The 19,015-nt window shown below is 74.3% G+C and carries 13 protein-coding genes; 4 read left to right on the forward strand and 9 right to left on the reverse strand.

Annotated elements, in window-relative coordinates:
* The first annotated feature begins 318 nt into the window (after positions 1-318).
* The 3 genes from BUE48_RS09275 (at position 319) to BUE48_RS09285 (ending at position 5,238) form a co-directional block, all read left to right on the forward strand.
* The gene (locus BUE48_RS09275) at positions 319-2,127 is read left to right on the forward strand and encodes a carboxyl transferase domain-containing protein (protein WP_012852219.1); all 1,809 of its coding nucleotides are present in this window, start codon (positions 319-321) and stop codon (positions 2,125-2,127) included.
* 675 nt (positions 2,128-2,802) lie between these two features.
* Positions 2,803-4,554 carry a substrate-binding and VWA domain-containing protein gene (locus tag BUE48_RS09280; RefSeq protein ID WP_012852220.1) on the forward strand — a complete coding sequence of 584 codons (1,752 nt, stop codon included), beginning with the start codon at positions 2,803-2,805 and terminating at the stop codon, positions 4,552-4,554.
* Positions 4,555-4,638: 84 nt separating this feature from the next.
* Positions 4,639-5,238 carry a hypothetical protein gene (locus BUE48_RS09285; RefSeq protein WP_012852221.1) on the forward strand — a complete coding sequence of 200 codons (600 nt, stop codon included), beginning with the start codon at positions 4,639-4,641 and terminating at the stop codon, positions 5,236-5,238.
* Between the two features lie 12 nt (positions 5,239-5,250).
* Here BUE48_RS09285 and BUE48_RS09290 read toward each other — a convergent pair whose 3' ends face one another.
* Entirely contained in the window at positions 5,251-5,880 is a 630-nt protein-coding gene (locus tag BUE48_RS09290; RefSeq protein WP_012852222.1) for a DUF1707 SHOCT-like domain-containing protein, read from the reverse strand.
* Positions 5,881-6,079: 199 nt separating this feature from the next.
* Positions 6,080-7,060 (reverse strand): phosphotriesterase family protein, encoded by a 981-nt coding sequence (locus tag BUE48_RS09295; protein ID WP_012852223.1) that lies wholly within the window; start codon positions 7,058-7,060, stop codon positions 6,080-6,082.
* A gap of 126 nt (positions 7,061-7,186) precedes the next feature.
* Between BUE48_RS09295 and BUE48_RS09300 the strand changes: the two genes are divergently transcribed.
* A complete protein-coding gene (locus BUE48_RS09300) occupies positions 7,187-7,792 on the forward strand; it encodes a TetR/AcrR family transcriptional regulator (RefSeq protein WP_012852224.1) in 606 nt (201 codons plus the stop codon).
* Positions 7,793-7,873: 81 nt separating this feature from the next.
* Here the strand turns inward: BUE48_RS09300 and BUE48_RS09305 are convergent, their stop codons facing one another.
* The 7 genes from BUE48_RS09305 to BUE48_RS09335 all read right to left on the reverse strand — a co-directional run bounded on the left by BUE48_RS09305 (position 7,874) and on the right by BUE48_RS09335 (position 18,857).
* Positions 7,874-8,500, reverse strand: a complete 627-nt coding sequence (locus BUE48_RS09305; protein ID WP_012852225.1) for a malonic semialdehyde reductase — start codon at positions 8,498-8,500, stop codon at positions 7,874-7,876.
* A 118-nt stretch (positions 8,501-8,618) separates the two neighbouring features.
* On the reverse strand, positions 8,619-10,370 hold the full coding sequence (locus BUE48_RS09310; RefSeq protein WP_012852226.1) for a TRAFAC clade GTPase domain-containing protein: 1,752 nt from the start codon (positions 10,368-10,370) through the stop codon (positions 8,619-8,621).
* Between the two features lie 4 nt (positions 10,371-10,374).
* The gene (locus BUE48_RS09315) at positions 10,375-12,729 is read right to left on the reverse strand and encodes a GAP1-N2 domain-containing protein (RefSeq protein ID WP_286989643.1); all 2,355 of its coding nucleotides are present in this window, start codon (positions 12,727-12,729) and stop codon (positions 10,375-10,377) included.
* Between the two features lie 3 nt (positions 12,730-12,732).
* Positions 12,733-13,965: a TRAFAC clade GTPase domain-containing protein gene (locus BUE48_RS09320; RefSeq protein WP_012852228.1), complete on the reverse strand. Its 1,233-nt coding sequence runs from the start codon at positions 13,963-13,965 to the stop codon at positions 12,733-12,735.
* A gap of 2 nt (positions 13,966-13,967) precedes the next feature.
* On the reverse strand, positions 13,968-16,568 hold the full coding sequence (locus BUE48_RS09325; protein WP_286989644.1) for a SaeA-related protein: 2,601 nt from the start codon (positions 16,566-16,568) through the stop codon (positions 13,968-13,970).
* 15 nt (positions 16,569-16,583) lie between these two features.
* The gene (locus BUE48_RS09330; protein ID WP_012852230.1) at positions 16,584-18,167 is read right to left on the reverse strand and encodes an Hsp70 family protein; all 1,584 of its coding nucleotides are present in this window, start codon (positions 18,165-18,167) and stop codon (positions 16,584-16,586) included.
* 3 nt (positions 18,168-18,170) lie between these two features.
* The gene (locus BUE48_RS09335) at positions 18,171-18,857 is read right to left on the reverse strand and encodes a nucleotide exchange factor GrpE (protein ID WP_245537019.1); all 687 of its coding nucleotides are present in this window, start codon (positions 18,855-18,857) and stop codon (positions 18,171-18,173) included.
* Between the last annotated feature and the right edge of the window lie 158 nt (positions 18,858-19,015).

The raw sequence follows: 19,015 nt of genomic DNA on the forward strand, positions 1-19,015 counted from the left end.
CGGGCCTTGGCGTGATTTCCGCGGGCGGCAGGCCGGGGGATGCGGCCGTGAGCACCGGCGGGCCTCCCGCGGGCGCACGCCGAAAAGAACTCACCGGCCGCGCTTAGAACTGCGGCATCACCGGTCGCCCATGCGGCGCCGGCGGGATCGGCCGGATCGTCGCCGTGGCCCGTGCGTTCCCCTCGGCTCGCCGTTTCGGCTTTGCAGCGACGCGCCCCGTCCGGCCGCTTTCGGACGGGACCGAGTATCGTCCGCATTCCCCCGGAACATCGGGTTGCAGGTCGCTTTGCGGCAAACCGGCGGCGAAGGAGCGTGAGCGTGGCAGAAGTCCAGGTCACCGCGCCGATGCACGGCACGGTCGAGAGCGTGGAGGCGAAAGAGGGGCAGGCCGTGGCGGCGGGCGGCCCGCTGGTGGTGCTGGAGGCGATGAAGATGCAGCACGTCGTCGAGGCGCCCACCGCCGGGATCGTGCGCCGGCTGCCGGTCGCGCCCGGCGACACCGTCGCCGAGGGCGACCCGGTCGCCTACCTGGAGCCCGCCGCCGTCGAGGAGCAGGCGCCCGCCGCCGAGGACGGGCGGCCGGACGGCACGGCGGAGGAGGAGATCAGGGAGGACCTCGCCGAGGTGATCCGGCGGCACGAGATCGGCCTGGACGCCGCCCGGCCCCAGGCCGTGGCCCGCCGGCGCGCCACCGGCCGGCGCACCGCCCGCGAGAACATCGCCGACCTGTGCGATCCGGGCACCTTCACCGAGTACGGCGCGCTGGTCATCGCCGCGCAGCGGCGCCGCCGCCCCGTCGAAGAGCTGATCGAGCGCACCCCCGCCGACGGCCTGGTGGCCGGGATCGGCGAGATCAACGGCCGCCAGGCGGTGGTCATGTCGTATGACTACATGGTCCTGGCCGGCACCCAGGGGGCGATGAACCATCTCAAAAAAGACCGCATGTTCGAGCTGGCGGCCCGGCGGCGCCTGCCGGTGGTGCTGTTCGCCGAGGGCGGCGGCGGACGGCCGGGCGACACCGACACCCCCACCGTCTCCGGCCTGGACACCATGGCCTTCCACCTGTTCGCCCGGCTCAGCGGGCAGGTGCCGCTGGTGGGCATCGCCGCCGGGCGCTGCTTCGCCGGCAACGCCGCCCTGCTGGGCTGCTGCGATGTGGTCATCGCCACCGCCGACGCCAACATCGGCATGGGCGGCCCGGCGATGATCGAAGGCGGCGGGCTCGGCAGCTACACCCCCGAGCAGATCGGCCCGATCTCGGTGCAGGTCCCCAACGGGGTGGTGGACCTGCCGGTCGCCGACGAGGCCGAGGCGGTCGCGGTGGCCCGCCGTTACCTGTCCTACTTCCAGGGCCCGGCACCGCAGTGGGACGCGCCGGACCAGCGGCGGCTGCGGTCCCTGATCCCGCAGGACCGCCGCCGCGTCTACGACGTGCGGGCGGTGATCGAAACCCTCGCCGACACCGGCTCGGTGCTGGAGCTGCGCAAAGGGTTCGGCGCCGGGATCATCACCGCGCTGGTGCGCATCGAGGGCCGCCCCTACGGGCTGATCGCCAACAACCCCGCCCACCTGGGCGGCGCCATCGACCGGGACGCCGCCGACAAGGCCGCCCGCTTCCTGCAGCTGTGCGACGCCCACGGCCTGCCGGTGGTGTCGTTGTGCGACACCCCCGGCTTCATGGTCGGCCCGGACGCCGAGCAGACCGCCACCGTGCGGCATTTCTCCCGCCTGTTCGTGACCGGCGCGCACCTGCGGGTGCCGATCTGCATGGTGATCTTGCGCAAGGCCTATGGGCTGGGCGCCCAGGCGATGGCCGGCGGCAGCCTGCGGGTGCCGCTGGCCACGGTGGCCTGGCCGACCGGGGAGCTGGGCGGCATGGGGTTGGAAGGGGCGGTCCGGCTGGGGTTCCGCCGGGAACTTGAGGCGATCGCCGACCCGGCCGAGCGGCAGGCGACCTTCGATGCGCTGGTGGCGGCCGCCTACGAGCAGGGCAAGGCGCTGAACGCGGCCACCGTCTTCGAAATCGACGACGTGATCGACCCGGCCGACACCCGGCGCTGGATCACCACAGCCCTGCGCGACGTCCCCCTGGAGTCCGCCCGCCGCGCCTTCATCGACACCTGGTGACGCATCCCCGCGGCGCGGAACCGCCACGGCACCGGAATGAGGAAACGGGTGTCAGCGCCGTCTGCCGGGGTAGTGGCCCTCTGCACCGCCTCTCCCGGCGCACCGGAAGGTGCGTGAGACGGGCCCGCTGAGATCGACCACCGGGCTGATTCCCAGGGCCGCCGCGAATGCGGCGGCCCTGGCCGGTCTACGCCTGCCAGAACTTTGCAGCCGTCTTCCGGCCGGCCGGGCCCATCGACCGCGGTGGGCGTCTTCGGCAGGAGGCACGGCCGGTGGCGCCTGGCTGCCGCGTGCGCCGTCGCCGGTCGCGGACACGAACCCGCCGGGACGCCTGGGCCGCCGCACCTGCGAACCGCTCTTCTCCGAACGCGTTTCGTGCTCGGACCGGCCGGGCCGTCCGGAGCGGAATAGACGGTCTTGTGCAGCAAAGAGCGGAACCTTCACAAGAGCGCAAGAAGTCTTATCTGCGAAAGTTGCTGGTAGTGGCGTTGTCCGGCCCGGTAGCGTTGCGCCGCGGCCGGCGATGATCGCCGCCGGTCCGGCGGCCCGTTGGAGGTTTCCGTGTACCACCCGCCCCCCGCTCCGCCTCCCGGTTTTCCGCCACCGGGTTTCCCGCCTCCGCCGGGACCCGTGCTGCCGCCCGTGCCGCCACGGCGCAGATGGCCGGGCAGGCTCATGTCGCTCTTCGTCATCCTGGTCGTCGCCATCGTCATCGTGTCCGTGGTGGCGCTGGTCAAGGCGGTGAGCGGTGGCGGGTGCGGCACCGGTGGGATCACGCTGAACCTGGTCACCTCCCCGGAGAAGGCGGGGATCGTCCGCCGGGCGGCTGAGGACTACTCCGGCCGCGAGGTGGACGGCCGGTGCGTGCACGTCGCCGTCCAGGTCAAGTCCTCCGGCGAGGCGATGAGCGCGCTGGCGCGCGGCTGGGACGCCCAGACCGACGGGCCGGTGCCGGATGTGTGGTCACCGGCCGGCTCCGGCTGGGTCACCCTGCTGCGGCACCGGCTCGCCCAGTCCGAACGCCGCCTGGATCTGCTGCCGGAGCAGAGCCAGGGGATCGCCGCGGCGCCCCTGGTGATCGCCATGCCCAAGCCGATGGCGCAGGCCCTGGGCTGGCCGGACCGGGAACTGGGCTGGTCGGACCTGCTGAAGCTGGCGCGCGACCGGCGGGGCTGGGGCGCGGTCGGGCACCCGGAGTGGGGAGAGTTCCGCATGGGCAAGACCAACCCCGGCTTCTCCACCTCCGGGCTGAACGCCACGGTCGGGGCCTACTACGCCGCCGCGGGCAAAACCAGCGGCCTGACCGCCGCCGACCTGCGGCGCGCCGGCGTCCAGGCGGCCGTGCGGACCCTGGAGAACTCCGTCGTCCACTACGGCGACACCACGCTGACCTTCCTGGAAGGGCTGCAGCGCGCCGACGACGCCGGCGCCGGGCTGTCGTATGTGTCGGCCGTGGCGGTGGAGGAGATGTCGGTCCACTACTACAACCAGGGCAACCCCACCGGGGACCCGGCCCAGGCCGGCAAACATCCCAAGCCGAAGACGCCGCTGGTGGCCATCTACCCCAAGGAAGGAACGCTGGTCTCCGACCACCCCTATGTCATCTTGCGCACCATCGCCCCCGGCAAGCGCCGCGCCGCCGAGGACTTCCTGTCCTACCTGCGCGGTGAGCGGGTGCAGCGGGCCTTCCGCGCCGACGGCTTCCGCGGCTTCGACAACCGGCCCGGCGAGGTGATCAAGGAGGCCGACGGGCTGCTGCCGGACCGGCCGCGCAAGACGCTCGCCCCGCCGGACCCCGAGGTGCTGGACGGGGTGCTGCGCAGCTGGGAGTCGCTGCGCAAGCGGGCCAACGTGCTGTTCCTGGTGGATGTGTCCGGCTCGATGGCCGAACCGCTGCCGGGCACCGGCCGCACCAGGATGCAGCAGGCCCAGCGCGCGCTCCGGCAGGCCGTCGACGACTTCGTCGCAGTGGACCGCGTGGGACTGTGGGAGTTCTCCACCGATCTGGGCGGCGGCCGCGACTACCGCCCGCTCGTCCCGATCAGACCGATGAGCACCCCCGGGCACCGGGAGCGGCTGCGCGAGCAGATCGCCGCACTGCGCCCGCGCGGCGACACCGGGCTGTACGACAGCACGCTGGCGGCCTTCCGGCACGTGCGGGCCGTCCGCCAGGACGGGGCGATCAACTCGGTGGTGGTGCTCACCGACGGCCGCAACGACGACCCCGGCGGCGGGCTGTCGCTGGAGGAACTGCTGAAGGAGCTGGACGGCGCCGACGGAGTGCGGATCTTCACCATCGCCTACGGCGCCGGAGCCGACGGCGGGGCGCTGAAGAAGATCTCCGAGGCCACCGACGCCGCCGCCTACGACTCCCGCGACCCGGCCACCTTGGACAAGGTGCTGACCCAGGTGGTCTCCAACTTCTGAGCGGCGGCGCTCAGCGGGCCACCCGGCGGCCGGGTGGCCCGCGCGGCCGGGGATTGGCTACCTTCCGGCGCGGAGGTACCGGGAATGCCGAAGTTCTCGATGGTCCTGGGCGGCTATGACCCGCGGCAGGTGGACGAGATGGTGGCCAAGCTGGAGGGCACACTGGGCCGTGCCCCCCTGCAAGGGCCGCCGGTCACCCTCAAGCTGCTGGAGTGGACCAGCTTCAGCGTCGCGCTGCGCGGCTACGACCGGTTCGAGGTGGACGGGGCGATGCGCCGCTACCGCCGGGAACTGGCCGCGCTGGAGGGCGTGGAACTGACCGACGACGAGCCGGACGGCGGGCTGAGCCTGGTGCTCGGCGAGCCCGAACCCGAGCCGGAGCACAGGACCGGGCCCGAGCTCCAGCGGCTGCACCTGCCGCTGGAGCTGCGCGAGGAGATCCGCCGCGAGCACGGCCTGGCGGTGCGCTGGCGCGGCTATGACCGCCACCAGGTCGAGCAGTTCGTGGTGCGGATATGGGGCCGCCTGGGCCGCTACTCCCTGCGCGCCTACCGCATCGAGCCCGAGCCGCTGGAGGACCGGGAGCTGGACGAGGCCGCCTTCGACATCGTGCTGCGCGGCTACGACATGGCCGCGGTCCACCGCATGCTGGCCGATTACCGGCGGCGGCTGACCGGGCGCTGACCGCCGGCGGGATCAGTCCTCTGCCTTCTTGAGCTCCTTCTTCTTGCGGCGCTTGACCGTCACGCCGCCCCAGAAGGAGAAGCCGCCGACCACCACCTTGGGCGCCCCGGGCGCGCCCGGCCCGGTGGCCTTGTCGTCGAAGGCGCCCATGATGCCCAGCCCCCGCACGGTGACCTCCAGGTCCTCGGGGACGATGACGTCGATGCCGCCCATGATGGCAAAGGCGTTGATCCGCAGTTCCGGCTCGCTGAAGCGGGCCTCGGTCAGGTCGATCGTCCCGCCGCCCCAGAAGGCGAACCCGGTGAAGCGGCGCGGCGCCGTCCAGGGCCCCCGCCGCTTGAACTCGCTCATGATCGCGATACCGGTCCGGGAGGTGGGCTCGCCACCGGTGATGCGCTGGCCGGGCGGCACGGGGCCGAAGGCGGGCACGGCGCCGCCCGGCAAGTCGCGGGTGAGCGCTTCCAGCTCCCCATAGGTACGGGCGGTGTAGGCGGCGGTCAGCCGCTCCTCCAGTTCCTCGAGGTTGATCCGGCCGTCACCGGCGGCCTCGCGCAGCCTCTGGGCCACCTGCTCGCGATCGGCGTCGGAGGCCCGCAGATCCCGCGGGTCGGCGGGGATCCGGCGGTCGGGAAGATCGGTCATGGCCCTACCGTAATTCGGGCGTGTCGCGGTTTCGAGTGCGGTGCGGTCACCGGCCGGCTCCGGACGGGGCACCCCTTCCCCGGACGAGCGTGCGCCCCGGCGCCGGCGGGCGGCCCGTGCGCCCGCCGGAAAGGAGGACGCGCGTCCGGCGGCCCCGCGGGGAGCCGCCGGCGCACGCGGTCATCCGGGACGAGCGGGCTCAGGCGCCGCTGAAGTAACGGCGGGGGTTGCCCACCAGCATCTGCTCGATCTGGGCCTCACTGACCCCGGCGGCGCGCAGCGCGGGCAGCACGTCCCGGCCGATGTGCCCGTAGTGCCAGTTGGGGGCCATGCTGCGCAGCGACTCCGGGTCGGGGCCGAACCAGTCCATGTAACAGCTGGCGTCATGGCTGAGCACCATCCGGTCGGCGTACCCCCGCTCGCACAGCGCCGCGACGGTGGCCACGCGCTGCTCGGTGGGGTTGAACACATCCAGCCCGAAGCGGTCCATCCCCAAGATCGCGCCGGTGTCGGCCAGCTCCATCAGGTAGTCCAGGTCGTTGCTGTCGCCGGCATGGCCGATGACGACCTTGGAGGGGTCCACGCCCTCCTTGCCGAGCAGCTCCAGCGCCGGCCGTCCGGTCTGCGCGGCGGCCGAGGTGTGCACGGTGATCGGCGCCCCGGTCTCCCGGTGGGCGGCGGCCACCGCGCGCAGGATGCGGGTGACGCCGGGGGTCAGGCCCTGGGCCTCCACGCAGCACTTGAGGAAGGCCGCCTTGACGCCGGTGTCGGCGATGCCCTCGGTCAGGTCGCGCACGAACATCTCCACCAGCGGCTCCGGGCCGCCCAGCAGCGTGTCCGGGCCGCGGTAGTGCAGCTGGAAGGGCAGCTGATCGTAGGAGTACAGGCCGGTGGCCACGATGATGTTCAGCTCCGGCACCTGCTCGGCGATGCGCTGGATGCGCGGGATGTAGCGGCCCAGCCCCCACACCGTCGGGTCGGCGATCGTGGAGACCCCCTGCGCGGCCAGGTCGCGCAGCTTGGCCACCGCGTCGGCGACCCGCTCCTCCTCGTCCCACCAGCCGCCGAGGCCGTAGTTGTGCACATGCTCGGTGGACAGGACGAACACATGCTCGTGCATGTACGTCCGGCCCAGTGCGGCGACGTCGACGGCGCCCCTGACGGTCTCCACGGTGGTCATGTCCGCCTCCTCGCGTACCGACTAGTCGGTACCTGGCAAACTTAGGGGGAGCGCAGGCGCAGTGGCAGGCTTTTCGGCACATCGAGCGAGCGGAGCTTTCCGGACCGGCGGCGGGAGGGCGGGGGCATGGCCGGTGACAGACGGCCCGCCGGCGCGCGGACGTCGCCGACGGAGCGGCGCATTCTGGCCGCCGCCGTGCACCTGTTCGCCGAGCACGGCTTCGACGGCACCTCCGTGCAGCAGATCGTGGAACGGGCCCAGATCACCAAGGGCGGCCTCTACCACTACTTCGGCTCCAAGCAGGACCTGCTGCAGGAGATCTACCAGTCGCTGATCAGCCGCCAGCTGCAGGACCTGGAGCGCATCCTGGCGGCCGGGCTGGACCCGCCCGCCACCGTGCGGGCGGTGATCGAGGCGCTGGTGATCTCCACCGCCGAGCACATCGACGAGGCCAAGGTCTTCGCCCGGGAGCTGAACCGCCTCGACCCGGCCCGCCTGGCCGCGGTGCGCGCCGAGCGGCGCCGCTACCACACCGCCTTCCGCGACCTCATCGAACGGGGCCAGCGCGAGGGGGTGTTCTCCCGCGTCGCCCCCGCCGACACCGTGACGCTGATCGTCTTCGGCATGGTCAACGAGATGCCCCGCTGGTACCGGGCCGACGGCCCCAAACCCGCCTCCCGTTTCGCCGCCGAGGTCGCCGACTTCGTCCTGACCGCCCTGCGGCCCCGCTGAGCGGGCCCGCCCGGCCGGGGAAACGGTCCGGGGCCCGCGGACGTGCTGCGAGCCCCGGCGCGAAGGGGATCCTCGGGCGGATCAGACGGTGGTGACGACCTGCTCGTAGTCCAGGCGCGGGTTGCGGTCGAACCAGGCGTTGGGGCCGGGCTTGCCGACGTTGACCACGGCGATGGCCCGGTGGCGGCCGTCGGGGAAGAACTCCGCAGACAGGCCGTCGGCGTCGAAACCGGTCATCGGGCCGGCCGCCAGCCCGGCGGCGCGGATGCCCACGATCAGGTAGCCCAGCTGGATGGCGGCGTTGAAACGGGCCGCACCGGCCCGGGCCTCGGGGTCGGCGAAGGCGTCCTTGGCGTTGGGGGCGTGCGGGAACACCGTCGGCAGGTGCTCGTGGAAGTCGTTGTCGGCGGCGACGATCAGCGTCAGCGGCGCGGTGGCGGTCTTGTCCCGGTTGCCCGGGGACAAGTGCTTGATCAGCCGCTCGCGGGCCTCCTTGCTGCGCACCGCCACCAGCCGCAGCGGCTGGGAGTTCATCGCGGTGGGCCCCCACTTCACCAGCTCGTAGATCGCCCGCACCTGCTCGTCGGTGACCGGTTCGTCGGTGAAGGCGTTGGCGGTGCGCGCCTGGCGGAACAGCAGGTCCTGGGCGAAGGGGTCCAGGGCCAGCTCCTGCGCGGCGGTGTCGTCCTGCACGGTGGGTGCCGTCATATCGCAAACCTTCTGGCTCTAGAGGTTCGGGATCGTCCTCACGAAACGAGTTGAAGTTTCAACTCATTCCGGCGCTCTGAGTAAGCTCGATCACACCTCGCGGGCCGGGGCGCGGACGCTACGACCAGGGCAGGGCGTGCACGCCCTGGCCGACGCCGACCGCCAAGGCGGCGACGCCCAAGAGCACCAGACCGGCGAAGACCGACCAGCGCCCGGCCTGATAGCCCACCGGGACCAGCGCGTTGCGCCGGCCCCGCACCGGCCAGGGGTCGCGCAGCGGGGCGGTGCCGGGCACCTCCTCGTCGATCTCCAGCGGCGGGACCGGCGCCCCCTTCCGGCCGGCAGAAGGCAGCCCGGTCACCCAGCCGAGCAGCCCGGCCACCTCGGCCGGGTCGGTGTCCAGGCCCGAGCCGAAGTAACGCACCCGCCCGGCCAGCTGGTCCAGCGCCCGGATCGCGTTGCCCAGCCCCGCCTCCTGCAGCCAGCGGCGCACCCGCTCGCCCGCCTCCCGCCCGGACAGGCCCTCCAGGCCGGCCAGCGAGCGGCCGACCATGGTGGTGCGCAGCAGGTCGATCTTGGTCAGCACCACCGCCACCCGCCGCTGCCGGCCCCGGTCCGGACGCGAACGCAGCTCGTTGAGCACCCGCTGCAGGGTGTCGGCCGGGTCCTCCTCCGACGACGGCGCCGCCTGCTCCACCGCGGCCCGCTCCTCCTCGCTCAACGCCCGCCGCACCACCGGCAGCGCGAACGGGTCCACCACGAACAGCAGCGCCTCGCCGTGGTCGAGATAGCGCAGCGACTCCACCTCCCCGGCCCCGGTGAAATGCTCGCCGGCCGGGTCGAACAGGTAGAGGATGCGGTGCCCGGCGCCGGGCAGCTCCACATCCACCATGGTGGCCAGCGGCAGCTCCGGGCCGGTCTTGGCCAGCCGCCCGCCGCGCTGGAACTCCCGCATCGCGCTCGCGTACGCCTGCGCGTGCCGCCGCTCGACGAAGGCCAGCGCGCCGTGCGCGGCGCGGGCCCGCGCGTGCAGCGCCCGGATGGCCAGGAACATGAACGTCGTCTTGCCCGCCGCCGGCCCCCCGACGAACGGCAGCGGCTCCACCCGCACCCGCCCGATCCGCTCCGGCAGCCGCCCGTTGCAGTGCGGGCAGTAGGCGGTCAGCCGGTAGCGGCCCAGCGGGATCGTGGTGGGCAGCCGCGCCCCGCACCGGCACACGTGCCGGAAGGCCCCGGCGGTGCCGGGCACCAGCCGCCGGTGCCGCAGCCCGCAGCCGGGACACTCATACACCGGCAGCGCGATCTTCTCGTAGCAGAACGGGTGCGGGCAGGTCTGCAGAATCCGCCCATAGGCCATGAACGCCCGCTCCAGCAGGCCCAGCGTCGCCACGCACACCAGCCACCCGCCCAGCCCGACCACCGCGACCAGGCCGTAGCAGGCCGTCAGCGCGGCGCCGATGACCGTGGCCGGCAGCGCCGCCAGCGCGATCCCGGCCACCAGCGCCAGCCACACCGGGATGAGGAAGTAACCCCACAGGCCGCCCAGCAGCACCCGGGTGACCTTGACGATCGCGGTGCGGGCGGTCTGCCAGGCCCAGGGCACGACCACCCGCGTCATCGCCCACCAGTCCAGCCACACCTGGCCCAGCAGGTAGTGCCGGTAGGCCACCTCGGGCACCGGGACGGGCGAGGGCCCTTTGGCGGTGATGGGCGCCAGCGTCCGCCACGCCTGCAGGTAGACGAACCCCAGCACCACGGCCCCGGCGCTCAGCAGCGTCAGCGTGAACAGCACCGGGAAGATGACGATGAAGCCCAGCCACATGGCGCCCAGCCACAGGGCCACCAGCAGGAACGCGATGACGGCGGGCACCGCCTCAGCCCTCCTCGCCGCCGGCCAGCAGTCTGCGCAGCTCGGCGCGCAGCTCCGGCTCCTGGCGCAGGTGCGACTCCAGCTGCCGGGAGGCCATCCAGCCCCCGGCGGCCGAACGCGCCCACGCCTCCAGGCGGGGCTCGCTGACCCCGGCCCGCCGCAGCCGCAGGGCGATCTCGACCAGCTCGTTGCGCTGCCCGGGCCCGAAAGCCGGCCGCCCCCAGATCCGCCGTCCCCGCGGCTCCATCCACCGCCCGGCCAGCCGGGCGCGGACCGGGGCGGAGGCGGCGGCCAGCACCGCCGCCCGGAAGCGGGTGTCGCGGCGGGCCAGCCGCCGGGCCGCCCAGGTGAAGGCGGTCCGGCACAGCTGCGGGTCGGCCTGGCCGGCGGCCGCGTGCACCACCTCCAGTTCGGCGGCGGCGGTGTCCGGCTGCGCGGCGCCGACGGTCTTGGCGTAGGCGATCAGCACCGCGGCGTCGCGGGCGGCGCGCGCCTGCGGTTCGAAGGCCGCCAGCACCTGCCCGGCCACCCGCAGCAGCACCGGGTCCTCCAGCGCCAGCTCGCCGTCCACCGCCGCCTGCCGGAACGTCCGCGACGGCAGCGCCGCCAGCGCCGGGTAGCGGGGCACCAGCTCCTCGTAGGCGTCCAGCAGCGCGCCGCACTCGGCCGCCGACGCCGGCACCGCCCACACCTCGCGCAGCACCGCGTCCACCGCCGCCGACTGCGATGCGTCCAGCCGCAGCAGCGCGCCGGTCACATCCACCCGGCGGTCCCGGTGCCGGCGCCCCACCGACGCCAGCACCGCCAGCCCCACCTCGGGCGCCTGCGACCAGTCCCGGGCCTGCAGCAGGTCGCAGGCCCGGTCGGTGAGCAGGGCGGCGCGCCCGGCCGCATCGGCCTGCGCCAGCCCGGCGATCACGCCGTCGGTCAGCCGCTCCCGCCAGGGGGCGGGCACCGCCGTCAGCGCCTCGGCCAGGTCGCCGGCGCCGCGGCGGGCGCACCGGACGGCGGCGGCGCGCACCTCCTCGGCGGCCGGCGGGACGCCGGCCCGTACGGCCGCCGCCACCAGATGCCCCACCCTCGTCAGGTCGGCGGCCTGCCGCAGCGCCTGCGTCAGCTGCGGCTCCAGCCGTTCCAGCGCCTGGGCCGACAGTTCAAAGCGCGGCAGCCGGCCGGCCAGGCCGGGGTCCTGCAGCGCCAGCATCGCGCAGCGCTCGGCGCACCGGTCGGCGACCTGCGCCGCCTGCACCCGCCGCGCCCAGGTGTGCATCGCCAGCGCCAGGTCGAACCCCACCGCCGGCAGCGCCGGCACCAGCTCCGGCCACACCCACTCGGGGACGCGCCCGCCGTGGCGGGTCAGCAGCTCGGCGGCCGGCTTCTCCTCCTCGGGGGAGGGGGCGGTGCGGCCCCGGCACAGCGCCAGCAGCGCCGCCGCCCGCTCCAGCGCCGGCGCCAGCGCGGCCTTTTCCGCGCCGCCGTCTTCGCCGTCGAGCTGGACGGTGACCAGCTCACCGAGCGCGTCCAGCCCGGCGAAATCGGCCTCCCGCCAGCAGTCCGCCACGGTGCGCGCGAACCGGCTGCCGCCGTCTCCGGCGGCGGCCCGCCCGGCCTTCTCCTCCCGGGGCTCCTTTTCGTCCAGGAAGAACGCCGGGTCGTCGGGGCGGACGGCCGACCACACATCGGGCGTGGTGCCCACCACCCGGTGCGGCGTGCCGGCGGGGTCGGCGGTGAAGGTGGTGAACGACAGCCGGGCCGCCACCGCCGCCGGCAGCGAATACGACAGCACCGCGATCCAGTGCACGATCGGCCCGGCGTCCCGGCACACCAGCACCAGCCTGCCGTGCCCGCGGTCCAGCGCCGCCACCGCCGTGTCCACCAGCCGCACCAGCAGGGGGTAGGAGTTCTCCGCGGCCAGCCGTTCGGCGAGCGTCTCGGGGGAGACGCCCGAGCCGGGCGGCAGGTCCTCCAGCGGGGCCAGCTCGCCGTCGCCCGGCTGCTCGGCCCAGATCTCCGCCTGCCACAGCTCGATCGGCCGCAGCCCCTCCAGCTCCTCCGGCTCGGCCACCACCGCGTGCGCGAAGAAGTTGCCCTGCCGGCCCGAATAGTCCTGGCCCAGGTAGCGCGAGCGCACCAGCAGCGCCCGCCCGCCCACCCGGTCGTAGGACAGCGCCACCGGGAAACGCTCCAGCTCCTTGGGGGTCGGCGACAGCGGCGCATCCGGCGGCGGCCGGTAGGCCATGAACGGGGTCACCGCCGCCCGCACGCCCGGCGGCAGGCCGGGCGTTTCGGCCACGAACTGAAACCCCGAACGGCCCGTCGGGCCCTTGCGCGCCGAGGTGTAGTGCAGTTGCCAGGCCACCTGTCAGCTCCCGTTCCCGTTCGCCCGGCCGCGCGTGCCCTCCAGCATGCCGAACCGGTGCAGCAGCCACAGCAGCGGATCCTCCACCCGGTGCGGGCGGACCCCGCCGGCGCCCACCCGGCCGTCGCTGGGCATCCCGCCCAGCGCCGAGACCCCGAACAGCGCGTACTCGGCGTACTGCTGGCGCAGGTACACATCCAGCTGCCCGGCCTGCCACTGGTGCAGCAGCCCCCGCACCTGGGCGTCCACCGCCTCCCGGTCGTCCAGGTCCAGCGTCCCCGGCGACGGGCGGGTGCGGTGCAGCGCCGACTGCACCGCCAGCGCCGGGGCCAGCGCGTCGATCTTGGTCAGCGCCACCGCCACCGGCACCTTCAGCCGCTCGCCGGTCCGCAGCTCCCGCCGCTGCCGCAGCGCCTCGGTGACCCGGGCGATCACGTTGATCGGCTCGGCGTCGGGGTCGGGCGGCGTGGCCGGCAGCAGCGCGGCGGCCTCCTCCCGCAGCGCCGCCCGCGCCCCCGGCAGCTCCAGCGGGTCCACCAGGAAGATGATCGCGTCGGCCGCCTCCAGGTAGCGCAGGTGCAGATCGCGCACCTCCCGGCTGCGCAGGTCCTCCCCGGCGGTGTCGAACAGCACCAGCACCAGCGACTCGGTGCGCTCGCGGCCCAGCCGCAGCCTGCTCGGCAGCCGGCGGCGGGCCTGCCGGGTGCGGGTCAGCAGGTACACCAGCGGCTCGCGGGGCGCGGTCGCGGCGCTGGTGGTGGTGGGCAGCAGCCGCCGCTCCTCATACAGCGGCCGGGCGAAGTCCCGCTTGTAGCGGTCGATGGTGCGGTCGTCGCAGGCCACCAGGGAGGCGTCCAGCTCGGTGCCGACCCGGTTCATCAGCTCATGCAGCAGCACCGCGATATAGGTGCTCTTGCCGGCGTTCTTGGCGCCCACCAGCGCCACGATCCGGCCCGGGGTCTCGCAGTAGGCCGCCGGCAGCGGGTTGTGGCAGTGCGGGCACACCCGCCGCGTGCTGACGCGCCCGCAGGAGGGGCACTCGGCCCGGCTGCGCCGTCCCGGCGCGGTGAACACCGGCGGCAGCGACGCCCCGGCCGTCGAGCCGGTGTAGGCGGCCAGCCGCTCATCCAGCACCGGGTCGCAGCCCTGGCCCCGGCCCGCCCGGCCCATGCAGCGGAAGGCGATCTGCTGGCGGGGCACCTCGGCGAAGCAGTAGGGGCAGGTGATCGGGCGCATCCTCACCTCAGGGTCTGGCGGCTGCGGACCGGGGGGTCGATCAGTTCGATGGACTCATCGTCGGCGAAACAGCGAAGCCAGTATGGCCCCGATCCGCCGGGCGCCGGCACCGAAAGCTCACCGGGGACCGGCACCTGCTCCCAGGTCCCCAGCACCCGGCCGTCCTCGGGCCGCTGCGGCTCCACCTGGCCGTCCCGGTGCACCAGGGTCAGGCGCGCCACCTGCAGCGGGTGCGGCGCCGACAGCCGGACCGTCAGCGACCGCCGCCACGGCGGCCCCGAGCGCCGCAGGTCGTAGCGGACCCGCCGGCGGGCCGGCAGCGTGGTCTGCGCCGCCGGTCCCACCACCCGCGCGCCCTGCCGCATCCCGGCCGCCGCGACCGCCACCGTGACCGGCTGGTCCGCCGGCACCGGCAGGTGGATCCCGCCGCCGGACTCATAGGCGGCGCGGGTGACCGTCAGCCGTTCCTCGCGGGGGGCGGACGCGCCGACCCGGTAGGTCAGCTCCACCTCCGCCACCTCCTCGGGCCAGTCGAACCCGACGTGCACCCTCTCCCCGCGCCGCTCGGCCACCAGCGCGGCCGGCGGAGGCAGGTTGACGTGCCGGTGGCAGGCGCCGATCGCCGCCAGGTCCCCCGACACCGTGACCGCCAGCAGCCACCCGCCGCCGTCCGGGCGCAGCATCAGCCCCCGGGAGGTGGGCGCCGCCGGCACTCTGCGGCCCGCCTGCAGCGCTTTGGCCGCCGGCAGCAGCGTGCCCACCGGCCAGGGCGGCGGCGCCTCCAGCATCAGGATCTCCACGGTGCCGCCGGGCGGGTGGGGGAAGCACAGCAGGGTCCGCGCCGGGTCCGCCGGGTCGGTCTCCACCGTCCACTCGCGCACCGGCTCGGGCGGGGCGTTCGGGGTGACCGAGGCCGTCACCCCCGGCGTCATCGTCTCCCGGCCCTCGCCGTCCAGGTAGACGGCGGCGATCCGGTAGTGGCAGGGAACCCCGTTGGGCACCTGCTCGCGGAAGCCGTCGCGTTCGGCCGCGACCGGCCGGCCCTCCCGCAGCACCACGATCCGCGCGGCGCCCGGCGGGGCGATCCAGCGGCCGGTCACCACCCCGTCGCCGGCCACCAGCTCCAGCGACTGCACCTCCGGGCGCACCACGACCGGATCCGCGCAGGTGATCGGCGCGTCCGCGGCGCCGCGCCGGGCCACCACCCCGTAGTACAGCGGCACGTTGACCGGCGGGTCCGCGTCGAACGCCCCGGTGGCCTCTGCGACCGCGGCCACCGTCTCCCCGTCGCCGTCCCCGCCCGGCGGGCGGCCTTGGCACCGCACCACCCGGTAGGTGATCTCGCCCACCGCGGACGGGCTGGGCGCCCAGTCCAGCCGCACCCCCGTCCCCTCGGCGACCGCCCGCAGGCGCGGCACCGGACGGGGCGGCAGGCGCCGCTGGTGCTCGGCGGCGCCCGGCAGGTCGCGCACCAGCGCCAGCGCGTCGGCCAGCATCCGCCAGGCCCGGTCGGCGTCGGTCTCGGCGGTGGCCGCCTCCCGCAGCCGCACGGCCGCCGCCACCCGCTGCCGGGCCTCCTCGGCCAGCAGCTCGGCCTCCTCCGGCAGCTCGGAGCCGGCCAGCTTCTCGCCCAGCAGCGCCGCCGCGTACACCTCCCCGGCGTCCAGCAGCGCCCGCAGCCGCGCCGCCGCGCCGCCGCCGGGGCCGTCCTCGCGCAGCACCGCGAACACCAGGCGGCGCGCATCGGCCGGCTCGATCCCCAGGTCCTGCACCGCGTGCCGCAGCAGGGCGCCCTGGGAGGCCCGCTGGCGGTGCCGTTCCCGCAGCCGCTCGGCCAGGTCGTAGCAGATCAGCGCGTCCGGTGGGGCCTCCCGCAGCGCCACCAGCACCGTGCCGGCGTGGGTGCTGCTGCTGTCGCGGGCGCGCCGCGCCCACTGCTCGGCCGCCTGCTGCACGGCCTGCGCCAGCGCCTGCGGGCCGGGCGGCACGCCGGGGGCGGCGAACCCCTCCAGCACCCGCATCGGCCCGCCCAGCGCGTCCCCGAACAGGAACTCGGCCAGATGCCGGTGGCCCAGCACATCCAGCGACTCGCGCACCTTGCGGTAGCCGGCGTACGGCGGGGAGGCCGGCAGCCGGTCCGGGTCGCGGATCTCGATCCGTTCGACCTTGGCCACCGACTCCAGTTCACCGGGGGCGATGCCGGCCGCCCGCGCCAGCTCCTCCACCTCGGCCGGGGTGACCATCCGCACCTCGCCGGCCGCGTCGGTCAGGCGGGCGCGGGCGTCGGCCAGCCGCTGCGCGCTGCGTTCCCGGCTGCCGCGCAGCCGCTCGGCCAGCGGGCGCACATCGCCCCGCTCGGCGGCGGCGAACAGCGGCGCCAGCTGCCGGTGCTCGGCCTCCAGCCGGTCGATCAGCTTGCGGTACTTCAGCTGCCCCCGGGCGCGCCGCCAGCACTGGCGCACCAGCCGGACCTGCTCGGCGACCTGGGCGGGCACCAGCGGATCGCGCAGCCGGTAGCGCACCCGCAGGTCCTCCGGGGGCTGATCGCCCGCCTCCCGCGCGGGCTCCAGCACCTCCCGCTTGTAGTCGTCGTCAAACCCCATGAAACGCGGTCACCGTCAGCTGACCTGGACGCGGGACAGGGCGGCGCGCGAGCGCTCGACCTCCTCTTCGGACATGCCGCCCACGTCCACCTTCAGCTCCAGCTTCTCGCCGGTCTCCTTCTCCACGGCCGTCACGTGCAGCAGGCCGGAGGTGTCCAGCTCGAAGGTGACCTCCACCGGCCAGCCGGCCCGCTTGCCCGGCGGGATCTTGATGACCCCGGTGGCGATCTCGTTGTTGTCGGCCGGCTCGGGGGACTCCACGCTGCCGGCCTGCTCCATCACCCGCACGTCGGCGGCGGTCTGGTTGTCGTAGACGGTGAAGAAGTCCTCGGTGTGCGAGGCCGGCAGCTCGTCGTTGGCGTGCACCAGGTGGGCGACCTGCTCGGCCTGGGTCTCGCGGTCCACCACCACGATGCCGAAGGCGTGCGAGGCGACGGTCTTGATCTGCCGTCCGGCGATCTGCCGCTGCTGCTCGGCCGACAGTCCCGCCTTGCTGGCCATCTCCTGGGCCTGCTCGGTGGCGCCCGAGCGCAGCAGCCGCCGGTAGGTCTCCTCGAAGGCGTACAGCGCCGCGCCCTTGGCCACCGCCAGGTCGGGGTCCTGCAGCCGGGGTTTGAGGCCGAGTTCGGCCTCCAGCCGCGCGGCCACCGCGGGCATCTTGGTGGAGCCGCCGACCAGCACCAGGTCGTCGTAGTCGGTGATGCCCTTGTCGGCGGCGGTGGCCAGGGTCCGCCCGGTGATCTCGATGGTGCGGTCCAGCAGGTCCTTGGTGATCTCCTCGAACTTCTCGCGGGTGATCTCGATGGCCGCGGCCCGCCCGTCGTGCATCACCCGCACCGTGTAGGAGGTGCGGGTGGTCAGCGCCTTCTTGGCGTCCTCGGCGTCGCGGCGCAGTTGCTGCTCGGTCTGCTTGTCGTCCAGCGGGTCGCCGGCGTCGGGGTGCTCTTCGCGGAACCGCTCGGCCAGGTACTCCACCAGCCGCGCGTCCCAGTCGGCGCCGCCCAGCTCGTGGTCGCCGTCGGTGCAGATCACCTCGATGTTGCCGTCGCGCAACGCGATGACGGTGGTGTCGAAGGTGCCGCCGCCCAGGTCGTAGACCAAGATGGTGCGGTCCTGCTCGGGGTTGAGCACCCCGTAGTTGATGGCCGCGGCGATGGGCTCGGAGATGATGTCGATCACGTTGAGCCCGGCGATCCGGCCGGCCTTGCGGGTGGCGTCCCGCTCGGCGGCGCCGAAGTAGGCCGGCACCGTGATCACCACGTCCCGGGCGTCCTCACCGGTGGTGGTGCGCGCGTCGGTGGCCAGCTTGAGCAGGATGAACGCGCTCAGCTCCTCAGGGGTGTAGCCGAACTCGTGAATGGGGTAGGTGATGTCGCGCCCCATGTCGCGTTTGATGAGGCTGACCACCTTGTCGGGCTCCAGCACCGCGTTGTCCTTGGCGGTCGCGCCGACGATCACGTTGTCGCTGGTCTCGAAGTAGACCACCGAGGGGGTGGTGTCGGTGCCCTCGAGATTGCGCAGGACCGTGGGACGCCCCACCTCGTCGATGCAGGCTATGCACGAGTACGTGGTTCCCAGGTCGATCCCATAGACAGCCATGTCCTACTCACCTGTTGGTCGGTCGGATCGGGGATGCGGCGCGGAGTCGGCCGGGTCGTCGCGGTCCGGGGTGGGGGGACGCCCGATGCGGACTTCGGCCTTGCGGACCACCCGGTCGGCCCGCTCGAAGCCGTCGCTGCACACGCTGATGACGGCGCCCTCGAGCGCGGGGTCCTCGACGGTCTCGACGGCGACCGGGCGGTGCCGGGCGGGGTCGAAGGGGTCGCCGGGCCGGGCGGTGAAGCGTTCGACGCCGGTGCGCGCCAGCGCCTCGGCGATCTCGTCGGCGACCGTGGCCAGCAGCGCGGCGGCGTGCCGGGGCTCGGGCGGGTCGTCGGCCCAGCGCCGCGCCTCGCGTCTGGTCAGGTCGTGCAGCCGGTAGAGCACGGCGCGCACCGGTTCGAACAGGGTCTGCAGCTCGCCGCGGCGCAGCGTCTGCACGTCGGCGTGCAGCCGGTCGATCACGGCCTCCCGGTGCGCGGCCCGCTCGTGCTCGCGTTCGAGGGCGGCCGCCAGCCGGGCCAGTTCGGCGGTCAGGCGATCGATGTCGAGGGCCGGTTGGGGCGGCCCGGCGTGCGGTTCGGTATGCGGCGGACGCTCCGGCTCCGGGGGACCGGTGGCCCCGTCACGTCCGTCGGCGGAGCGGGCTTCGGCGGAGGAGGCGGAAGGAAGGTCCTGGGCTCTCGACACGTGCAGCAACATTAATGAGCCGTGACCTCCCGCGACAGACCCGCGCTTTGTGTTGTCACCCCATCATGGTGGCTTTTCCTGGGCGAATGTTGGTCATGACACGGATGTTGCGCCATCGGGCGCCCGGGCGTGCCGCCGTGCCGGAGGCGGATCCGGGG

It is taken from the genome of Thermomonospora sp. CIF 1 (assembly GCF_001896795.1).
GTDB lineage: Bacteria > Actinomycetota > Actinomycetes > Streptosporangiales > Streptosporangiaceae > Thermomonospora > Thermomonospora curvata.